Raw genomic sequence first — 15,787 nt, forward strand, 5'->3', positions numbered from 1 at the left:
GGGTTTAATCAGAGAGCTAAATCGGTAATTGTTGCCTGATTAAAATGGTAAAATCTCCACATCACTCTCATCTGCTGATAACAGAACCCAATTATCAATGACTTCACTACAAAAACCAGCCCAACATCTCAAAGCCAAGGGTATGAAACCCGGAAGTCGTCGCCCGGCTAAAGAACTCTGTAGCGAGTGCGGTCTGTGCGACACCTATTATATTCACTATGTTAAAGAAGCCTGTGCGTTTCTCAATCAACAAATCGCTGAATTAGAAACAGAAGCCCACGGACGCCGCCGCAATTTAGAAAACTGGGATGATGTCTATTTTGGGGTGCATCAAGATATGATGCAAGCTCGAAAAAAAGAACCTATTGAGGGCGCTCAATGGACGGGAATTGTTAGTACCATTGCTATTGAAATGCTCAACCGGGGTTTAGTGGAAGGTGTGGTTTGTGTTCAGAATAGCAAAGAAGACCGTTTTCAACCTCAACCCATTATTGCAAGAACCCCAGAAGAAATTTTAGCAGCAAAAGTTAATAAACCTACCTTATCCCCGAATTTATCGGTATTAGAACAAATCGAACAGTCTAAAATGAAGCGGCTGTTAGTGATTGGGGTTGGCTGTCAAATCCAAGCATTAAGGGCAGTTGAGAAGGAATTAGGATTAGAAAAACTCTATGTTTTGGGAACCCCCTGCGTTGATAATGTCACCAGAGCAGGTTTGCAAAAATTCTTAGAAACCACCAGTAAATCCCCCGATACTGTGGTTTATTATGAATTTATGCAGGATTTTCGAGTTCACTTTAAACATGAGGATGGCTCTACTGAAACCGTGCCATTTTTTGGGTTAAATACTAAGGAATTAAAGGATATTTTTGCCCCCTCTTGTTTGAGTTGTTTTGATTATGTTAACTCTTTGGCGGATTTAGTTGTGGGATATATGGGGGCAACTTTTGGCTGGCAATGGATTGTCGTTAGAAATCAAACCGGACAGGAAATGTTAGACTTAGTGGGAGATTTAATTGACACCCAACCTGTAATAGCCCAAGGAAATCGGAAACCCGCCGTGCAGCAGAGTATTCCCGCCTATGATAAAGCCGTTACCTTACCGATGTGGGCAGCAAAATTAATGGGTGTGGTGATTGATAAAATCGGCCCCAGGGGGTTAGAATATGCCCGATTTTCCATAGATTCTCACTTTACTCGGAATTATTTGTATGTTAAACGGAATCATCCTGAGAAGTTAGAGGCTCACGTTCCTGATTTTGCCAAGCAAATTGTCGAACAATATAATCTTCCTAATTCTTAAGGGAATTACGAATTACGAATTACGAATTACGAATTACGAATTACGAATTACGACGAATAGGGAATAGAACAGAAAAACAAAAACCCCGCGTTGGTTACTGAGTGCTAATGCGGGGCATAATAAACATAATAAATTAGTATTGAGTTGGTTGTGGATATTTACACCCTTAGAACTAAATAGAGTGTTTTGGTATTTATCCAGCATTTTTGACCAATTTAGCACCGATAACGGGGACTGATAAAATCAGTAACACTAACCAATGTGCTAAGGCTAAACTGACCACCAAACTGATAGCAGCAACTCCTCTAGCCATGACTTGAACGATTTCTTCGTTGGTACTCAGACTGAACAAGATTGCAAAAACGGAAACTGCTAAAGAAAATAAAGAAGGTACTAACATCACAACAAACCCTTAATTTCAGGTGAAACGGTGTTGTGCGTTCCTTCGGGAAAATTCCCTACTTCCGTCTTCCTCAAACGCCAGAACGCATCCCTCTTGATTGAGCATTTGGGGGAGATGAACGGTTAAGATTGATTTTTGTTATCAAGATTATAACATATTTAAGAAAAAAGTATATCGTTTTGTGCCTGCGTCGTTGTTGCGATGCGGCGCAATCTTCTCAAATACAGACAGAGACGCGCCGTGGCACGTCTCTACATTTTTCGAGGGGTTAACAAAAAGTTAACGTTTGACTAACTTCTTACTAACTTTGCGTAAACGAATAGATAGGGGAGTCACTTCCACCAATTCATCATGGCCAATATATTCCAACGCCCGTTCCAAACTCATCTCCACAGGCGCTTGTAACTGCACCAGTTCATCTCCGGTGGCCGCCCGATGGTTGGTTAACTGTTTGGTTTTGCAGACATTGAGTTCCAAATCTTGGGGACGGTTGTTTTCGCCCACAATCATACCTCTGTACACCTTAGTCCCGGGCGTAATAAAAAATACCCCTCGGTCTTCAGCGTTTTTCATCGCATAGAAGGTACTCACCCCTTCCTCAAAGGAAATTAACACCCCATTCCGACGGGCTTCAATATCTCCAGATAGGGCGCGATATTCCAGGAAACTATGGTTCATAATTCCTTCCCCGCGAGTCATCCGCATGAATTCCCCTCGGAACCCAATTAAACCCCGGGCAGGCACAACAAAATCTAACTGAGTCCGGCCATTACCACCAACCAACATATCCTGCATTTCTGCCCGCCGTTGGCCCAAGCGTTCAATACAGCTACCCACGCCATCTTCAGGCACATCTAAAACTAGATATTCAAAGGGTTCATAGGGTTGACTATTGACTTCGCGGTAAATTACCTGGGGTTGGGATACCTGGAATTCGTACCCTTCCCGACGCATATTTTCAATTAAAATCCCCAGGTGCAGTTCCCCCCGTCCCGATACCAAGAACTTATCCGGGGAGTCGGTTTCTTCCACCCGCAGGGCCACGTTAGTTTCCAATTCTCGCATTAGGCGGTCGCGCACTTGCCGCGATGTCACCAACTTTCCTTCCTGTCCGGCGAAGGGCGAGTCATTCACCGAGAAGGTCATTTGTAACGTCGGTTCATCGACTTTAATTAACGGTAAGGCTTGGGGGTCGTTGGGACAAGTAATAGTTTCCCCAATATTGGCATCGGCAAACCCGGCGACGGCGACAATATTTCCCGCCGATGCTTCTTGCAGTTCAATTCGTTTTAAGCCTTCAAATCCCATTAATTTAGAGATTTTGCTTTTAACAATACTGCCATCTTCCTTAATTAAGGAGGCGAGTTGTCCAGCTTTAATCACGCCATTATGGATTTTTCCAATCACAATTCGCCCGACATATTCAGAATAATCCAGGGTTGTGACTTGCATTTGCAAGGATTTTTCCGGGTTTCCGACTGGGGGCGGAACATATTCCAGGATAAACTCAAACATCGGCTGCATATCCGAGCTTTCATCCTCTAGGGTGCGTTTGGCAAAGCCACCTAAACCGGATGCAAATAGATAGGGGAATTCGCATTGGTCATCATCAGCACCGAGTTCTAAGAATAAATCTAAGACTTTATCAACGGCGGTGTGGGGGCTGGCGCGATGACGGTCGATTTTGTTAATTACAACAATCGGGCGCAGTCCTTTTTCCAAGGCTTTTTTCAGTACGAAGCGGGTTTGAGGCATGGGCCCCTCGTTGGCATCGACGATTAAAATACAACCGTCCACCATTCCTAATACCCGTTCGACTTCGCCCCCAAAGTCGGCGTGACCCGGGGTATCGATAATATTAATAACGGTCTCTTTATAGCGAACTGCGGTATTTTTAGATAGGATCGTGATCCCACGTTCCCGTTCAATATCATTAGAGTCCATAACGCAATCTGGAACCTCTTCCCCTTCACGGAAAATGCCAGATTGTCTGAGAAGTGCGTCCACAAGGGTCGTTTTGCCGTGATCGACGTGGGCAATAATTGCTACGTTGCGAATGGGGAGAGACATAAGTTAGGTCTAAGTAAGCTGAATTTTTGGAAAAGTGTCAATATTGTTCCAATCTATTAATAATTGTAACGCATCTGCGATCGCATTGGTCATATTTTTATGGAATCAGTCACAAAATCTAGCCCTCAGCCCGGATACCCGCCACAGAATTAAGGAAAGAATAATAAAAATGTTAACGTTTAGAGAGTTATTATTAATTTATAGCAATCCTAATTCGAGTTGTGTTCAAAATTCCTGAGCCAAACGGAACACCAGTTAATACTTGTGGTTGTTTCATATCAGTATTAAAATGTTACAACCTCGGCGCGGGTTGGTATACATATAATAGCCGTGAATTAAATCTTGATCAATTCGGTTCAATGAGGATCAAAAAAGCATGAAAAAGCGCCAAACTTTAATTTATTTTTGCCTAGTTTTAATCAGTTTATTTTTAGTAGCAAGCTGTCAATTCTTACAGCCAAAGTTAGAAACAGAAACTCCTGCTTCTACTGTGCGCCTAGGGTTTAGTAATTGGCCGGGATGTGCCGTTTGGCAAATTGCTGCCGAGCAAGGTATTTTTGAGAAGAATAATCTGGATGTTGATTTACAATTTTCTGATTACACCACGGGATTCAATAACTTTGCCTCGGGTCAATTAGATGCAAATTGCCATACTTTATATGATACAATTTATTTACTGGGGACAGATTCACAAGTTGATCAAGTGATTGTAGCTTTAACAGATTGGTCTACGGGAGGGGATCAAATTGTTGTTGCACCAGGAATTAATAATATTCGGGAATTAAAAGGCAAAAAAGTTGCTTTTGAATCGGGATCTGTTGGCAATTTTATGCTGCTGCTGGCTTTAGAAAAATATGGATTAAAGCTATCGGATATTCAAGCGGTTAATCAGGATTTAATTACTAATCTCGCCCTTTTTATGGAAGGAGAAGTAGATGCTGTTATCACCTATATTCCTTTTGTTAAGGAAGCTATGAATCGTCCTGGAAGTCAAATTATATTAACCTCGAAAGATTTCCCAGGAGCGATTTCCGATCATATAGTAGTAACTCGTAAATTTCTGGAAACCAATCCTCAAGTCGTACAATCTCTAGTTAATAGTTGGTTTGATACCGTTGAATTTATGCAGACAAATCCAGACCTATCTCGTCAAATTATTGCTTATACTTCTGGGTTAACAATTCAAGACTTAAAAAAATATGAATCCCAAATTCCCATCAAAGGATTATCGGAAAATTTAACCGCTTTTGAAAGAGCAGAAACCTTGACATCCTTACCCTATGCGGCGGAACAAATTTATCAGTTTTTGCAAAAAAATAAATGGATTAACAAATCTGTCAATATAGAACAAATTTTAGATCCTAGTTTTATTCGTAACAGTAGCAAAAATTAGCCGAATTTAAGGAAAATTGATCATGAAAACAATAATTAATTTTTTCAAGCAAGGTGAATTACAATTTAAAATGATTAATGCCTTTATTCTCATGGGATTAATTACATTTATTGTGGCTTTCTTAGGATGGCAAACTACATTAAATTTAAGCACTGAACTCAATGAAATTAGCGTAGTCAGATTACCCTCAATTTTAAGTTTAGCAAAGATTGATCAAGGAGTGAGAAATATTGATTCTAAACAATCCTGCCTTTTAAATAATTGTATAGCAGGTGAAAAGAAAGAAATTGCCATTGCCCAAATCCAGGAAAACTTTAATTTAATCAGAACCGGTTTTTCCGAGTATGAAATATTGCCTCGGACGGAAAAAGAAGATCAACTATGGCAGCAATTTAAGTTAAGATGGCAACAATGGGAAAAACAGCATAAAAATTTTATGAATCTTTATGATGAATTTCAAGAAGTTGGCATTGTATACCCCTATAAAACCCAAATTAAATTATGGAAAACAGGTCAACAGAACTCTCCAGAAATGCAAATAGCCCGCCAAGGATCTCTACTTTTAGCAAAATTAAATATTCAAGATAGCTCGATTAATCAACCCATTTTATACGCCACATCTCAAAGTTTAGCAAAAGTGATTAAAGAGAATCAAAATATAGCAGAATTGGCTAAGGAGCAAGCAGATAAAACCATTCAGGTCAGCAAAAATTTTACGGTTTTAGCAATGATATTTGGGCCTTTAATAGCCATATTTTTAGGTATTATTTTAAGTATAGCGATCGCCCGTCCCATTAGTCAAAGTCTCAAAGGATTAGTTAATACCGTTGTCAATTCTTCCACCGAAATAGCAGCAACGGTTGAAGAACAGGAAAGAATTGTAGCTTTACAAGCAGCATCCGTCAATCAAACCACAACCACAATGGATGAATTAGGTCAAACTTCTCGTCAAGCAACCCAACAAGCTGAAACCGCAGCTAAAATTGCTAAACAAGTCTTGAATTTATCTCAGGACGGGGCGAACGCCGTTTCTAAAACCATGTCAGGGATGGTAACTTTAGACCAAAAAGTGGGTGAAATTTCTCGCCAAATTATGACATTGAATGAACAAGCCCAACAAATTAATAGTATTAGTAACTTAGTCAGTGATATTGCCAATCAAACTAATATGTTAGCCCTAAATGCTTCAATTGAAGCTGTTAGAGCCGGACAGCATGGTTTAGGGTTTAATGTTGTGGCTTTAGAAATTCGTAAACTCGCCGACGAAACCCATAAATCTGCTCAAAAAATCAATCAATTAATTGATCAAATTGAAAAAGCACTTAAAGGTACAGTGATCGCGGCGGTCGATGGCAAACATACCGTCCAGCAAAACTTAAAAATCGCTGAAGACACTACGGCAATTTTCAGCAAAGTTACCGTAGCAATTGATCAAGTTTCCGTGAGTTCCCAACAGATTTATTTAACTTCAAAGCAACAAGTTCTCGCCATTGAAGAAGTGATCTCAGCCATGAATTCTATCAATAATGGCGCTCAACAAACCGTGATTGGAATTAGCCAAACTAAATTAGAAACCCAACAGTTAAAAAATGCAGCCCATAATCTAAAAATATTAGGGGTAGGTTAATGCCGGATTTCTGGATTAAATTAGGGCTTGGGAACATCATAATAGGCAGGAATCCCTTGAACTTGTAACTCATCCCGTAGGCGTTTAGCTGCGGCCGCATCGGTTAGGGCACCCAGTTGAATTTTTTTACCCGTTTTGAACTCGGCAATATAGGCATCGGGAACCACTTCTTTCGCCTGTTCAAAGGAACGCTCACCCTTGTAATCTAGGACAACATAATAATATCCGTCCCCGGATTTTATCGGTTCCGTGGGTCGGGCTGGAGTCGGTGTTGTTGCCTTTGCTGTTGCCACGGTCGCAGCCGCACCACCCCCGGGTTGAATCGTGGAGGTGTTAGTCCCCTGTCCAGTTACGGGGGGAGTCACAGCAGGAATTACAGGTTTTTTAGGTAACAACTCCTGAGTCAGATTATTTAAACCCGGATCACTTGAGGATGTCGGGTTATTCGAGGGCACGGGTAAGGTTGTCGCCGGACTCGGGGGTAAGGGGGCAGGGACGGAAGGGAGCGGAACTGGATTCGGATTCGGATTAATATGGCTCAAGGTATCCAAATTCAAGTTGACAAATTCCTTGGCCGCTAAATTAGGGGAAAGAGAATCCGTAGGGGGAAGGGATGTTTCTGTGGTGGCTACGGTTGGGGGGGTAGCAGGAGTCGGGTTAGCCGTAGGAAAAAACCGATTCAACCCCAAACTATTCCGACCCGAGGGAGACGAGATCACATAGCTTAAAGCCGTACAGGATAGCAAAAATAGAACCATGGAAGCAATGCCCAGGGGGGTTAAGAGACTGGCCATCAAACTCCGATTTTCCCGGGGGTGGGAGCGCCGTTCTTCTATACTTTTGATCAGGGCTTCCGTGGATTCTAAATATCCATCCGATGCAGTTTGAGCCGGGGCGGGTGACTTCAAACTAAAACTAACCGCCGGTTCAGTCCCATTGGTTTTAGGGGGACTTGTCGATGGTGGTTGAGTCGCAATAGCCAAGGGTGCAGATTTTGCGGGAACCACGGTTTCCCAGCCCGGGGGTTGAGTTTGGGGTTCAAATAGTTTTCCCTCCGATGCTGCGGTGTCACTCATCGCCACGGCTACAGCATCGGTCGCTTGTTCAAACTGCGAGTTAATTTGTCCGTTGGGGTCGGGTGTGGTTTGTTTTGTCCGTCGTCGATGACGCCGATAACGGGTTAATTCTGATTCCAGTTGCACATCCAAATAACCTAAAACCGCTTGGAGTTGGGGTTTTAGTTCTGGCTGTGAGGATTGAGGGGAGTTGATCTCAGATATTTGACTCATGGTTAAACTCCTATACAAAACTTGATTAAACCTATCTAAGTCTCACGATTGAATGTGAGTTTATCTATATTTTGATTTATTTTACTCATTTGGCTAACAATGCAATCCCTCCATCATATTTTAGGTCGCCTTCAATCTCAGATTCTTACCCCAGAACAGCAACAATTTCAAGATCTCTGTCAATGTTGGTCTGAAATCGTGGGAACTGTGGCCAGTCGTCATACCCGTCTGGTCACTTGGCATCGAGGCGTGTTGAGTGTGGCTACCTCTAGTGCCACTTGGTCTCAGGATTTAACCTTAAGACGGGTGCAAATTATCCATAAATTGCATCAAAAACTCTTATTTCCAGTTCAGGAGATCAAATTTTCTCCGGCGGGCTGGCGCTATCAACGCCATGGGGAGCAACCCAGTTCCTTTCCTGCTCCGGCCGATGAATTATCTCAAATTTGGCAGGAACATCCCAGTCGGGTTGAGATTCCGACCCCAATCCCAAAAGATGACATTCAAGCGTCCCGGCGTTCCCCTATGACCCCCTTAACCGCCTTTGAAGATTGGGCTAATTGTTTGAAGCAGCGATCGCAAGATCTTCCCTTGTGTCCCCAATGCCACTGTCCCACCCCCCCAGGGGAATTATCCCGTTGGTCAGTCTGTGGCCTCTGTGCCACGAAAAATCTAAATCAATGACCGATTTAGCTTTTGAGTCGTTTTTTAGGAAATTTATACTGATTTTATCGATCCTTTTATCTCAATTAAACCTTGATCCCTATAGATTCTAATCTCTTTAGGCTAAAATCTGTCAAATTTACAATTCTTAATTTTTTAAATTGATTGGGGATCTAAATTCCCAACAAAATATAAAATAAGTGTTAAGGTTTTTGGGGATAAAAAATTAACTCAAAACCAGACAGAATCTAAGTTTCACCCTAAAAAATCCAGATTTGATGATCCCCGATAATTTATAGATAGGTAATGTTCTTGGGGAAATCAAAGTATGGAGTCTGGAAACTTGATATCGGTCTGCCGTAATTGCCAAAAATACACCCCCGAAGGCCATCGCGGGGGGTATTGTCAGCTTCTTCAAGTTTCAGTTAAAGGTAGTTGGAAGTCTTGTCAATTAGCACTTCCCGCCTTTGCTCCATCTTGGGAAACCCTAGAAAAGCTCATCCACTTACCCCAAGAAACGCCTTGCCCGGGAGATATGATACCTTTAGAGTCCCATCGAGTTCATCAGCTAGAGGAAGCAGAATCGTTATTAGCTTAATTTAAAAATTTGCGGGCTAGGAGTTCCCAGTCCCCGCAAAAATCCGATCCTAGACTAAGGAAGCCAGGGATATTGGCGGAAATTAGGCGATCGCTTCTCCAAGAAAGCCTGTTTCCCTTCCGTTCCTTCCTCAGTCATGTAATAGAGTAAAGTGGCATTACCAGCTAGTTCCTGTAGACCTGCTTGGCCATCACAATCGGCATTGAACGCCGCTTTTAAACAGCGAATGGCAATGGGGCTTTTATCCAGAATTTCCTGAGCCCATTCAATTCCTTCTAATTCCAATTGTTCGACGGGAACAACATGATTAATTAACCCCATATCTAGGGCCTGTTGAGCATTATATTGACGACACAAATACCAAATTTCTCGGGCTTTCTTTTGACCGACAATTCGAGCTAAATAACTCGCTCCAAATCCCCCATCAAAACTGCCGACTTTCGGCCCCGTTTGACCAAAAATTGCATTATCCGCTGCTAGGGTTAAATCACAAATTAAATGCAGTACATGACCGCCACCGATCGCATATCCAGCAACTAAAGCAATTACAACTTTCGGCATACTTCGGATTAACCGTTGTAAATCTAAAACGTTTAATCGAGGGATACCCGCATCATCAATATATCCGGCATCCCCCCGTACACTTTGATCCCCGCCGGAACAAAAGGCATATTTCCCATCGGTATGAGGCCCGGCTCCAGTGAATAAGACCACACCAATATTGATGTCTTCTCGGGCATCAGAAAAGGCATCGTAGAGTTCAAAAACCGTTTTAGGTCGAAAAGCATTGCGTTTTTCAGGACGGTTAATCGTAATTTTAGCTATTCCGTCGGCTTTGTGATACAGAATATCTTCGTAGGTTTTGGCAATTTGCCATGTAACTGACATTATCGGTAATTAATTAGGGGATGAGAATAAGAAAACAGCCTTTGATTCTATCAATTAATGGGTGGGTAATCCAATTAAATTACCCGTTCCTGATACCACTTCCCCGATAGAATAGGCGGCAATTCCTTGGGTTTGAAACCATTCTTTTGTAGTTTCAGCCTGTTGGGGCGCGACCAAAACCACAAAACCGATCCCCATATTAAAAGTATCAAACATAGCCGCAGAGCTAATTTCACCCTCTTGAGCTAACCAGTTAAAAATCGGGAGAATCGGCCAACTGTCGGGATAAATTTTAATCGATTGTCCCGAACTCAGACAGCGCGGCAGATTTTCCGGTAAACCACCTCCGGTAATATGGGCCATGCCATGAATCTCTAGGCCATTACGCAGAGCTTGTAACACGGGTTTAACATAAATTTGAGTCGGGGTTAAACAGACCTCGGCAATGGATTGACCCGCTAAGGTTTCCGGGGATTGATTCCAGTCCCATCCGCGATCGCTCACCACTTTACGAACTAAACTAAACCCATTACTATGCACCCCACTACTGGCCAGTCCAATCGCCACATCCCCGATTTCGACTTGAGATCCATTTAACATTCGGCTTTTTTCCACAATTCCCACACAAAAACCCGCCATGTCATATTCCCCGGGTTGATAAAATCCGGGCATTTCGGCTGTTTCTCCCCCCAGGAGACTACATCCGGCCTGTTGACACCCTTGGGCTACCCCGGCAACAACTTGAGTTAATTGGTGGGGATCAAGTTTTCCCGTGGCTAAATAGTCGAGAAAAAATAGGGGCTCTGCCCCACAGGTGAGAACATCATTCACACACATGGCAACTAAATCAATCCCCACGGTATCGTGGCGGTTGAGGATTGTGGCTAATTTTAACTTGGTTCCCACTCCATCGGTTCCCGATACCAGGACGGGTTCGGTATAGCCCGCAGGCAATGCAAAACAGCCACCAAACCCCCCCAGTCCCCCTAGAACTTCCGGTCGATAGGTTTTCTGTACGAGGTTGCGAATCTGATCGACAAAATCCCGACCCGCTTGAATATCAACACCAGCTTCCCGATAATCCATCTTCTGTTTTCCTGATTGACCTAAAAGATATTTAAGCAATTTTCGGCACGATTATTTTTTGTTCTGGTGGTACTCATCGGCAGGCTATTAATTAAACCCATAAGAAAATTTAATCAAAACGTGATGGGGAAAATTTTCATGGCCTTAGAATGTCTACATCCTTTTATCAATCAGGGTTATACCTTAACACTGAACAGTTTAGTTTTTCAAAAAACCTGCAAACCCTTGATATGTAGTGATCCCCAAATTTCCAAGTTCGTGTTAGTCTGTTGCAGTTCCTCAAACAAAGGTGAATGGGGAACGAGTGTGAGTTGACGAATTGAATTACCTGATATTTGGGTTAAAACCCAACGATTGAAACTTTCAGCATTTTATTAGCTGATTTCCAGGCTCCAAATTCAGGAGATATCAACCAGGGTAAAGCTTCAACTCGATAACCAGCAGTTTTGAGAGTATATTTTATGAAACATAAACTTTGGGGCGGTCTGACAGCAGTTATTCTTCTGCCTGTCTTGAGCTTAACCTCCTCGGGCCATGCTGAATCAATATCAGCGTCTAACCCGACTTCTAACCTCAGTGAAGGAAAAAGTTTGACGGCTTCAGAATCCACTGATGTGATTAAAGTAGGAGAATATCAATCCCAACAGGCTAATGCTTCGTTACTACCCGAAAGCGTAGCTAAAATTAAAGCCCATGAACTCAATCAACAACAGGCTGCCACCCTTTATATTAGAAATATTCCCGTCCTGACATTTATCAAAAACACGAATTTCGATTCTAAGGCGATCACACCCCCAACCCTTCAGCCCATCAAAGTGGGGTCGTATTCTGATCAGGTCTATCTACCTAACTCCACCACCTCTGCCACCGGGCCCACCGTCGCCACCGATCCCGTTTCTAGGGCCACTGCGGTTGCAGCCGAAATTAACCAACTGATTCGCAATAACTTTGACGCCAGTACCATTCAAGTCCGATGGGATCAAGCACAGGAGCGTTACCTGATTGAAGTAGCCGGTCAGGAACTCGTCACCATCGACTCCCAAACAATTCTACCGGATACCACCAATGACAAGGCAACGGATGCCCTACAAGCCACCAATAGACTCAGACGGCAAATTGGCAATGCTCCCCCTTTGAATGCCATTGAAGGCCAACCCAAACTTTCAATTCCAGACGTAGCGAAGGGATATTTGTTGCAACGGATTGAGGGTTGGGCGTCTTGGTATGGCCCTGGCTTTGATGGCAACTTAACAGCCAATGGAGAAACCTTTGACCAATACGATTTAACTGCGGCCCATCCCTCCTTACCCTTTGGGACGACGGTACGAGTCACCAATAAAGATAACGGCCAATCCGTTGTCGTGCGGATTAATGATCGTGGCCCCTATGCGGGTGGTCGTGTGCTTGATTTATCCAAAGGAGCGGCTCAAGCGATTGGGATGCTTGGTAGTGGAGTGGCTCCCGTGCAAATTGATGTATTGACTGCTAATCAGTAATCGGTCATAAGAATTACGAATTACGAATTACGAATTACGAATTAAGTCGTAATTTGTAGTTCTTAATTGCTTGGTAATTTTGGGTTTCACCATTACCCAATCACTCATTTAGGTGCTTAACTGATCATGCGGATACTTGATAATGCGGATACTTGATTTATGGTTCGTCTTTTGACTAGCGTTGCTGCCCTGCGGTGTTCTCTTCGTTCCTACCGAACTCAAAACCCTTTAAATTTTGTGGGTCTAGTTCCCACCATGGGGGGTTTACATTTAGGGCATCTGAGCTTAATTCAACGGGCTAAAGCCGAAAATGGTTTGGTGGTGGTGAGTATTTTTGTGAATCCTCTACAATTTGGGCCGAATGAGGATTTCCAAACCTATCCCCGGCGGTTAGAAACGGATTTGCAGCAGTGTGAACAGGCGGGAGTTGATGTCATCTTTGCTCCGTCAGTAGAGGAGATGTATCAATCCTCCGTGCAGACCATGGTGATTCCACCGACATCAATCATGTCTGGATTATGTGGGAAATCTCGCCCCGGACATTTTCCAGGGGTAGCAACGGTTGTGACCAAATTATTGAATTTAGTGCAACCGGATCGGGCCTATTTTGGACAAAAAGATGCCCAACAGGTGGCGATTATTCAAGGTTTAGTTCAGGATTTGAACTTGCCAATTGAGATTATTCCCTGTCCGATTGTGCGCGAGCCGTCGGGACTGGCCTATAGTTCTCGGAATCAATATTTAACGACCTTAGAACAAAAGCAAGCAACGGTTTTATATCGGGCGCTACGTCGCGGCCAAGAACATTTCCACAAAGGTTGTGATTCAGCCACGGAGATTAAAACCGTTGTCCAAACTGAATTAGAGACGGAACCGGAAGTACAGGTAGAATATATTGAGTTAGTCGAACCCCAGACGTTAATTCCCTTAGCTACAGTTGAAAAAACCGGGTTATTAGCGATCGCGGCTCGTGTGGGACAAACTCGTTTAATTGATAATATGATTCTGCGCCGTCGTCAACCGATTATCGCCATTGATGGCCCCGCCGGAGCCGGGAAATCCACCGTTACCCGTAAAATTGCCGAGGCGTTGGGATTGTTATATTTAGATACCGGGGCCATGTATCGGGCCGTGACCTGGTTGGTGTTACAGTCTGGAATTGCGGTTGATGATCAAGTGGCGATCGCTGAAATCGTCAGTAACTGCCGAATTGAATTGATCCCCGACGGCAAACAACCCAGAACGCTGATTAATGGCCAGGATGTGACTGAAGCGATTCGATCCTTGGAAGTAACGGCTAATGTGTCGGCGATCGCGGCTCAATGGTCTGTGCGTCAGGCTTTGGTAAAACAGCAACGGGCGTTTGGAAATCAAGGCGGAATTGTTGCCGAAGGTCGGGATATTGGGACAACGGTATTCCCGGATGCAGAATTGAAAATTTTCTTAACCGCATCTGTACAAGAACGGGCAAAACGGAGATTATTAGAACTGCACAGTCAAGGCAATACGGATATTACTCAAGAACAACTGGAACAGGATATTGCCGAGCGGGATCGGCTGGACAGCAATCGGGCTATTTCCCCCTTGAGAAAAGCCGCCGATGCGGTGGAAATTCAAACGGATCATTTAACCATTGAGGATGTGATTCAACGGGTTGTAAGTTTATATCCCCAAAACCTAACGTTTTAATAAAGATGTATTCTTATTAACATCTTTATGCACTAAGATTTTGTAGGTATTATGTTTAAACCCTCAAAATTAATCAGGTTACATTTGTGATCTGGGTATTGACTTTTTATTAAAAATATGCTTCTTTTATCGCTGATCTCAAGGGTAGATCGGTGGATATTTTAGGTGCAGCTTGATCGATCTCAATTCTACAATTTATTTTGGTGTGAAGGAGTAATCTCGTGGCTCAGTATAGTCCTATTCTGCGACAACAAAAAATCGCCTTATTTGCTTTGGTCGCTGCTACTACCAGTTTTGCGATGGGTGTGATGTTACCTGTTAATTTGCGGGTGGAGCGATCGGGTAAACCCAGTATTCCGGCGGTTGCGACCAAGCCGCAAAACGAGGCTCCGCAAGTAACGGAAAAGGCTCAAACTTCTGAGAATAGCCCTAAAGTTTTATCGGGGTCGGGTTTGAATTTTAAAGGCGCGATCGCCCAACGAGTAGATTATCTGGAAACGACCTTAGCACAACTCAAGACTCAACGATTTAGTTATGCCATTCCCCAACAATTTCAAGGGAAAACTATTAAGGAAGTGAGTATTCCCGGGGAACAAAAAGTCATTGCTCTGACCTTTGATGATGGCCCCTGGCCGAATAGCACCCAACAAATTTTAGATATTCTCAAAGAGAATAAGATTAAAGCGACCTTCTTTTGGGTGGGTGCAGCCTTGAAAAATCACAAAAATATTGCCAAGACCGTCGTTAATGAAGGTCATGTGGTGGCGAATCATTCTTGGAGTCACCGTTATGGGAAACACAGTTCAGAAGCAGCAGCTAAAGAAATTGAAAGCACGGCTCAATTAATTGAAGAATTAACAGGAATTGAAAGTCCCATATTTCGACCCCCGGGCGGGAATTTGACTAATGGTTTAGTGGATTATGTGTTAGGAAAAAATTATGTTAATGTGATGTGGTCAGCCGATTCCCAGGATTGGAAATCTTCATCAGGAAAAATTATTGATCAGGTTTTAAAAGATTCTAAATCTGGGGGAATTGTTTTGATGCACGATGGCGGCGGAAATCGTTCAGAAACAGTAAAAGCCTTACCTACTATCATTAAAAGCCTGAAGGAACAGGGTTATACTTTTGTAACCTTGCCTGAATTACTAGAAATAGCCGATCAAAAACCCGTTGAACAACCTCAACCAACTGATAGCAGTCAACCGTAAATCAAGAAATATTATAGGGTTGGTAACACTGGAAAGTTATAATTAGTTATCTGTTGTTATCAACCCTGGAA

At 43.1% G+C, this 15,787-nt stretch carries 13 protein-coding genes and 1 riboswitch; of the genes, 8 read left to right on the top strand and 5 right to left on the bottom strand.

Features of this window, described 5'->3' with window-relative positions:
• The first annotated feature begins 97 nt into the window (after positions 1-97).
• Positions 98-1,303: a Coenzyme F420 hydrogenase/dehydrogenase, beta subunit C-terminal domain gene (locus tag PL9631_RS18510; protein ID WP_083622557.1), complete on the top strand. Its 1,206-nt coding sequence runs from the start codon at positions 98-100 to the stop codon at positions 1,301-1,303.
• Positions 1,304-1,496: 193 nt separating this feature from the next.
• Here the strand turns inward: PL9631_RS18510 and PL9631_RS18515 are convergent, their stop codons facing one another.
• Both PL9631_RS18515 and typA read right to left on the bottom strand, forming a co-directional pair.
• A complete protein-coding gene (locus PL9631_RS18515) occupies positions 1,497-1,703 on the bottom strand; it encodes a hypothetical protein (protein WP_083622559.1) in 207 nt (68 codons plus the stop codon).
• Between the two features lie 34 nt (positions 1,704-1,737).
• Positions 1,738-1,829: riboswitch (Glutamine riboswitch) on the bottom strand.
• Positions 1,830-1,985: 156 nt separating this feature from the next.
• Positions 1,986-3,776 (bottom strand): translational GTPase TypA, encoded by a 1,791-nt coding sequence (gene typA, locus PL9631_RS18520; protein WP_083622561.1) that lies wholly within the window; start codon positions 3,774-3,776, stop codon positions 1,986-1,988.
• 376 nt (positions 3,777-4,152) lie between these two features.
• Here typA and PL9631_RS18525 point away from each other — a divergent pair, with 376 nt between their 5' ends.
• The gene (locus tag PL9631_RS18525; protein ID WP_083622563.1) at positions 4,153-5,169 is read left to right on the top strand and encodes an ABC transporter substrate-binding protein; all 1,017 of its coding nucleotides are present in this window, start codon (positions 4,153-4,155) and stop codon (positions 5,167-5,169) included.
• 22 nt (positions 5,170-5,191) lie between these two features.
• On the top strand, positions 5,192-6,796 hold the full coding sequence (locus tag PL9631_RS18530; RefSeq protein WP_083622565.1) for a HAMP domain-containing methyl-accepting chemotaxis protein: 1,605 nt from the start codon (positions 5,192-5,194) through the stop codon (positions 6,794-6,796).
• A 20-nt stretch (positions 6,797-6,816) separates the two neighbouring features.
• Here the strand turns inward: PL9631_RS18530 and PL9631_RS18535 are convergent, their stop codons facing one another.
• On the bottom strand, positions 6,817-8,085 hold the full coding sequence (locus PL9631_RS18535) for a hypothetical protein (RefSeq protein ID WP_083622567.1): 1,269 nt from the start codon (positions 8,083-8,085) through the stop codon (positions 6,817-6,819).
• Between the two features lie 99 nt (positions 8,086-8,184).
• On the opposite strand from PL9631_RS18535, the gene PL9631_RS18540 reads away from it, so the two are divergent.
• Both PL9631_RS18540 and PL9631_RS18545 read left to right on the top strand, forming a co-directional pair.
• Positions 8,185-8,769, top strand: coding sequence for a DciA family protein (locus tag PL9631_RS18540; RefSeq protein ID WP_083622569.1), 585 nt, complete (start codon positions 8,185-8,187; stop codon positions 8,767-8,769).
• 307 nt (positions 8,770-9,076) lie between these two features.
• Entirely contained in the window at positions 9,077-9,346 is a 270-nt protein-coding gene (locus tag PL9631_RS18545) for a hypothetical protein (protein ID WP_083622571.1), read from the top strand.
• A 54-nt stretch (positions 9,347-9,400) separates the two neighbouring features.
• On the opposite strand, the gene menB is transcribed toward PL9631_RS18545, so the two are convergent.
• The gene (menB, locus tag PL9631_RS18550) at positions 9,401-10,234 is read right to left on the bottom strand and encodes a 1,4-dihydroxy-2-naphthoyl-CoA synthase (RefSeq protein ID WP_083622573.1); all 834 of its coding nucleotides are present in this window, start codon (positions 10,232-10,234) and stop codon (positions 9,401-9,403) included.
• A 54-nt stretch (positions 10,235-10,288) separates the two neighbouring features.
• Positions 10,289-11,320 carry a phosphoribosylformylglycinamidine cyclo-ligase gene (gene purM, locus PL9631_RS18555; RefSeq protein WP_083622574.1) on the bottom strand — a complete coding sequence of 344 codons (1,032 nt, stop codon included), beginning with the start codon at positions 11,318-11,320 and terminating at the stop codon, positions 10,289-10,291.
• Positions 11,321-11,781: 461 nt separating this feature from the next.
• On the opposite strand from purM, the gene PL9631_RS18560 reads away from it, so the two are divergent.
• The 3 genes from PL9631_RS18560 to PL9631_RS18570 all read left to right on the top strand — a co-directional run bounded on the left by PL9631_RS18560 (position 11,782) and on the right by PL9631_RS18570 (position 15,716).
• Positions 11,782-12,816, top strand: coding sequence for a septal ring lytic transglycosylase RlpA family protein (locus tag PL9631_RS18560; protein ID WP_083622576.1), 1,035 nt, complete (start codon positions 11,782-11,784; stop codon positions 12,814-12,816).
• Between the two features lie 159 nt (positions 12,817-12,975).
• Entirely contained in the window at positions 12,976-14,505 is a 1,530-nt protein-coding gene (locus PL9631_RS18565) for a bifunctional pantoate--beta-alanine ligase/(d)CMP kinase (protein WP_083622577.1), read from the top strand.
• 221 nt (positions 14,506-14,726) lie between these two features.
• Complete coding sequence (locus PL9631_RS18570) at positions 14,727-15,716, top strand: polysaccharide deacetylase family protein (RefSeq protein WP_083622579.1); 990 nt, start codon at positions 14,727-14,729, stop codon at positions 15,714-15,716.
• The last annotated feature ends 71 nt before the right edge of the window (positions 15,717-15,787 follow it).

Origin of the sequence: Planktothrix paucivesiculata PCC 9631 (genome assembly GCF_900009265.2) — a bacterium.
GTDB lineage: Bacteria > Cyanobacteriota > Cyanobacteriia > Cyanobacteriales > Microcoleaceae > Planktothrix > Planktothrix paucivesiculata.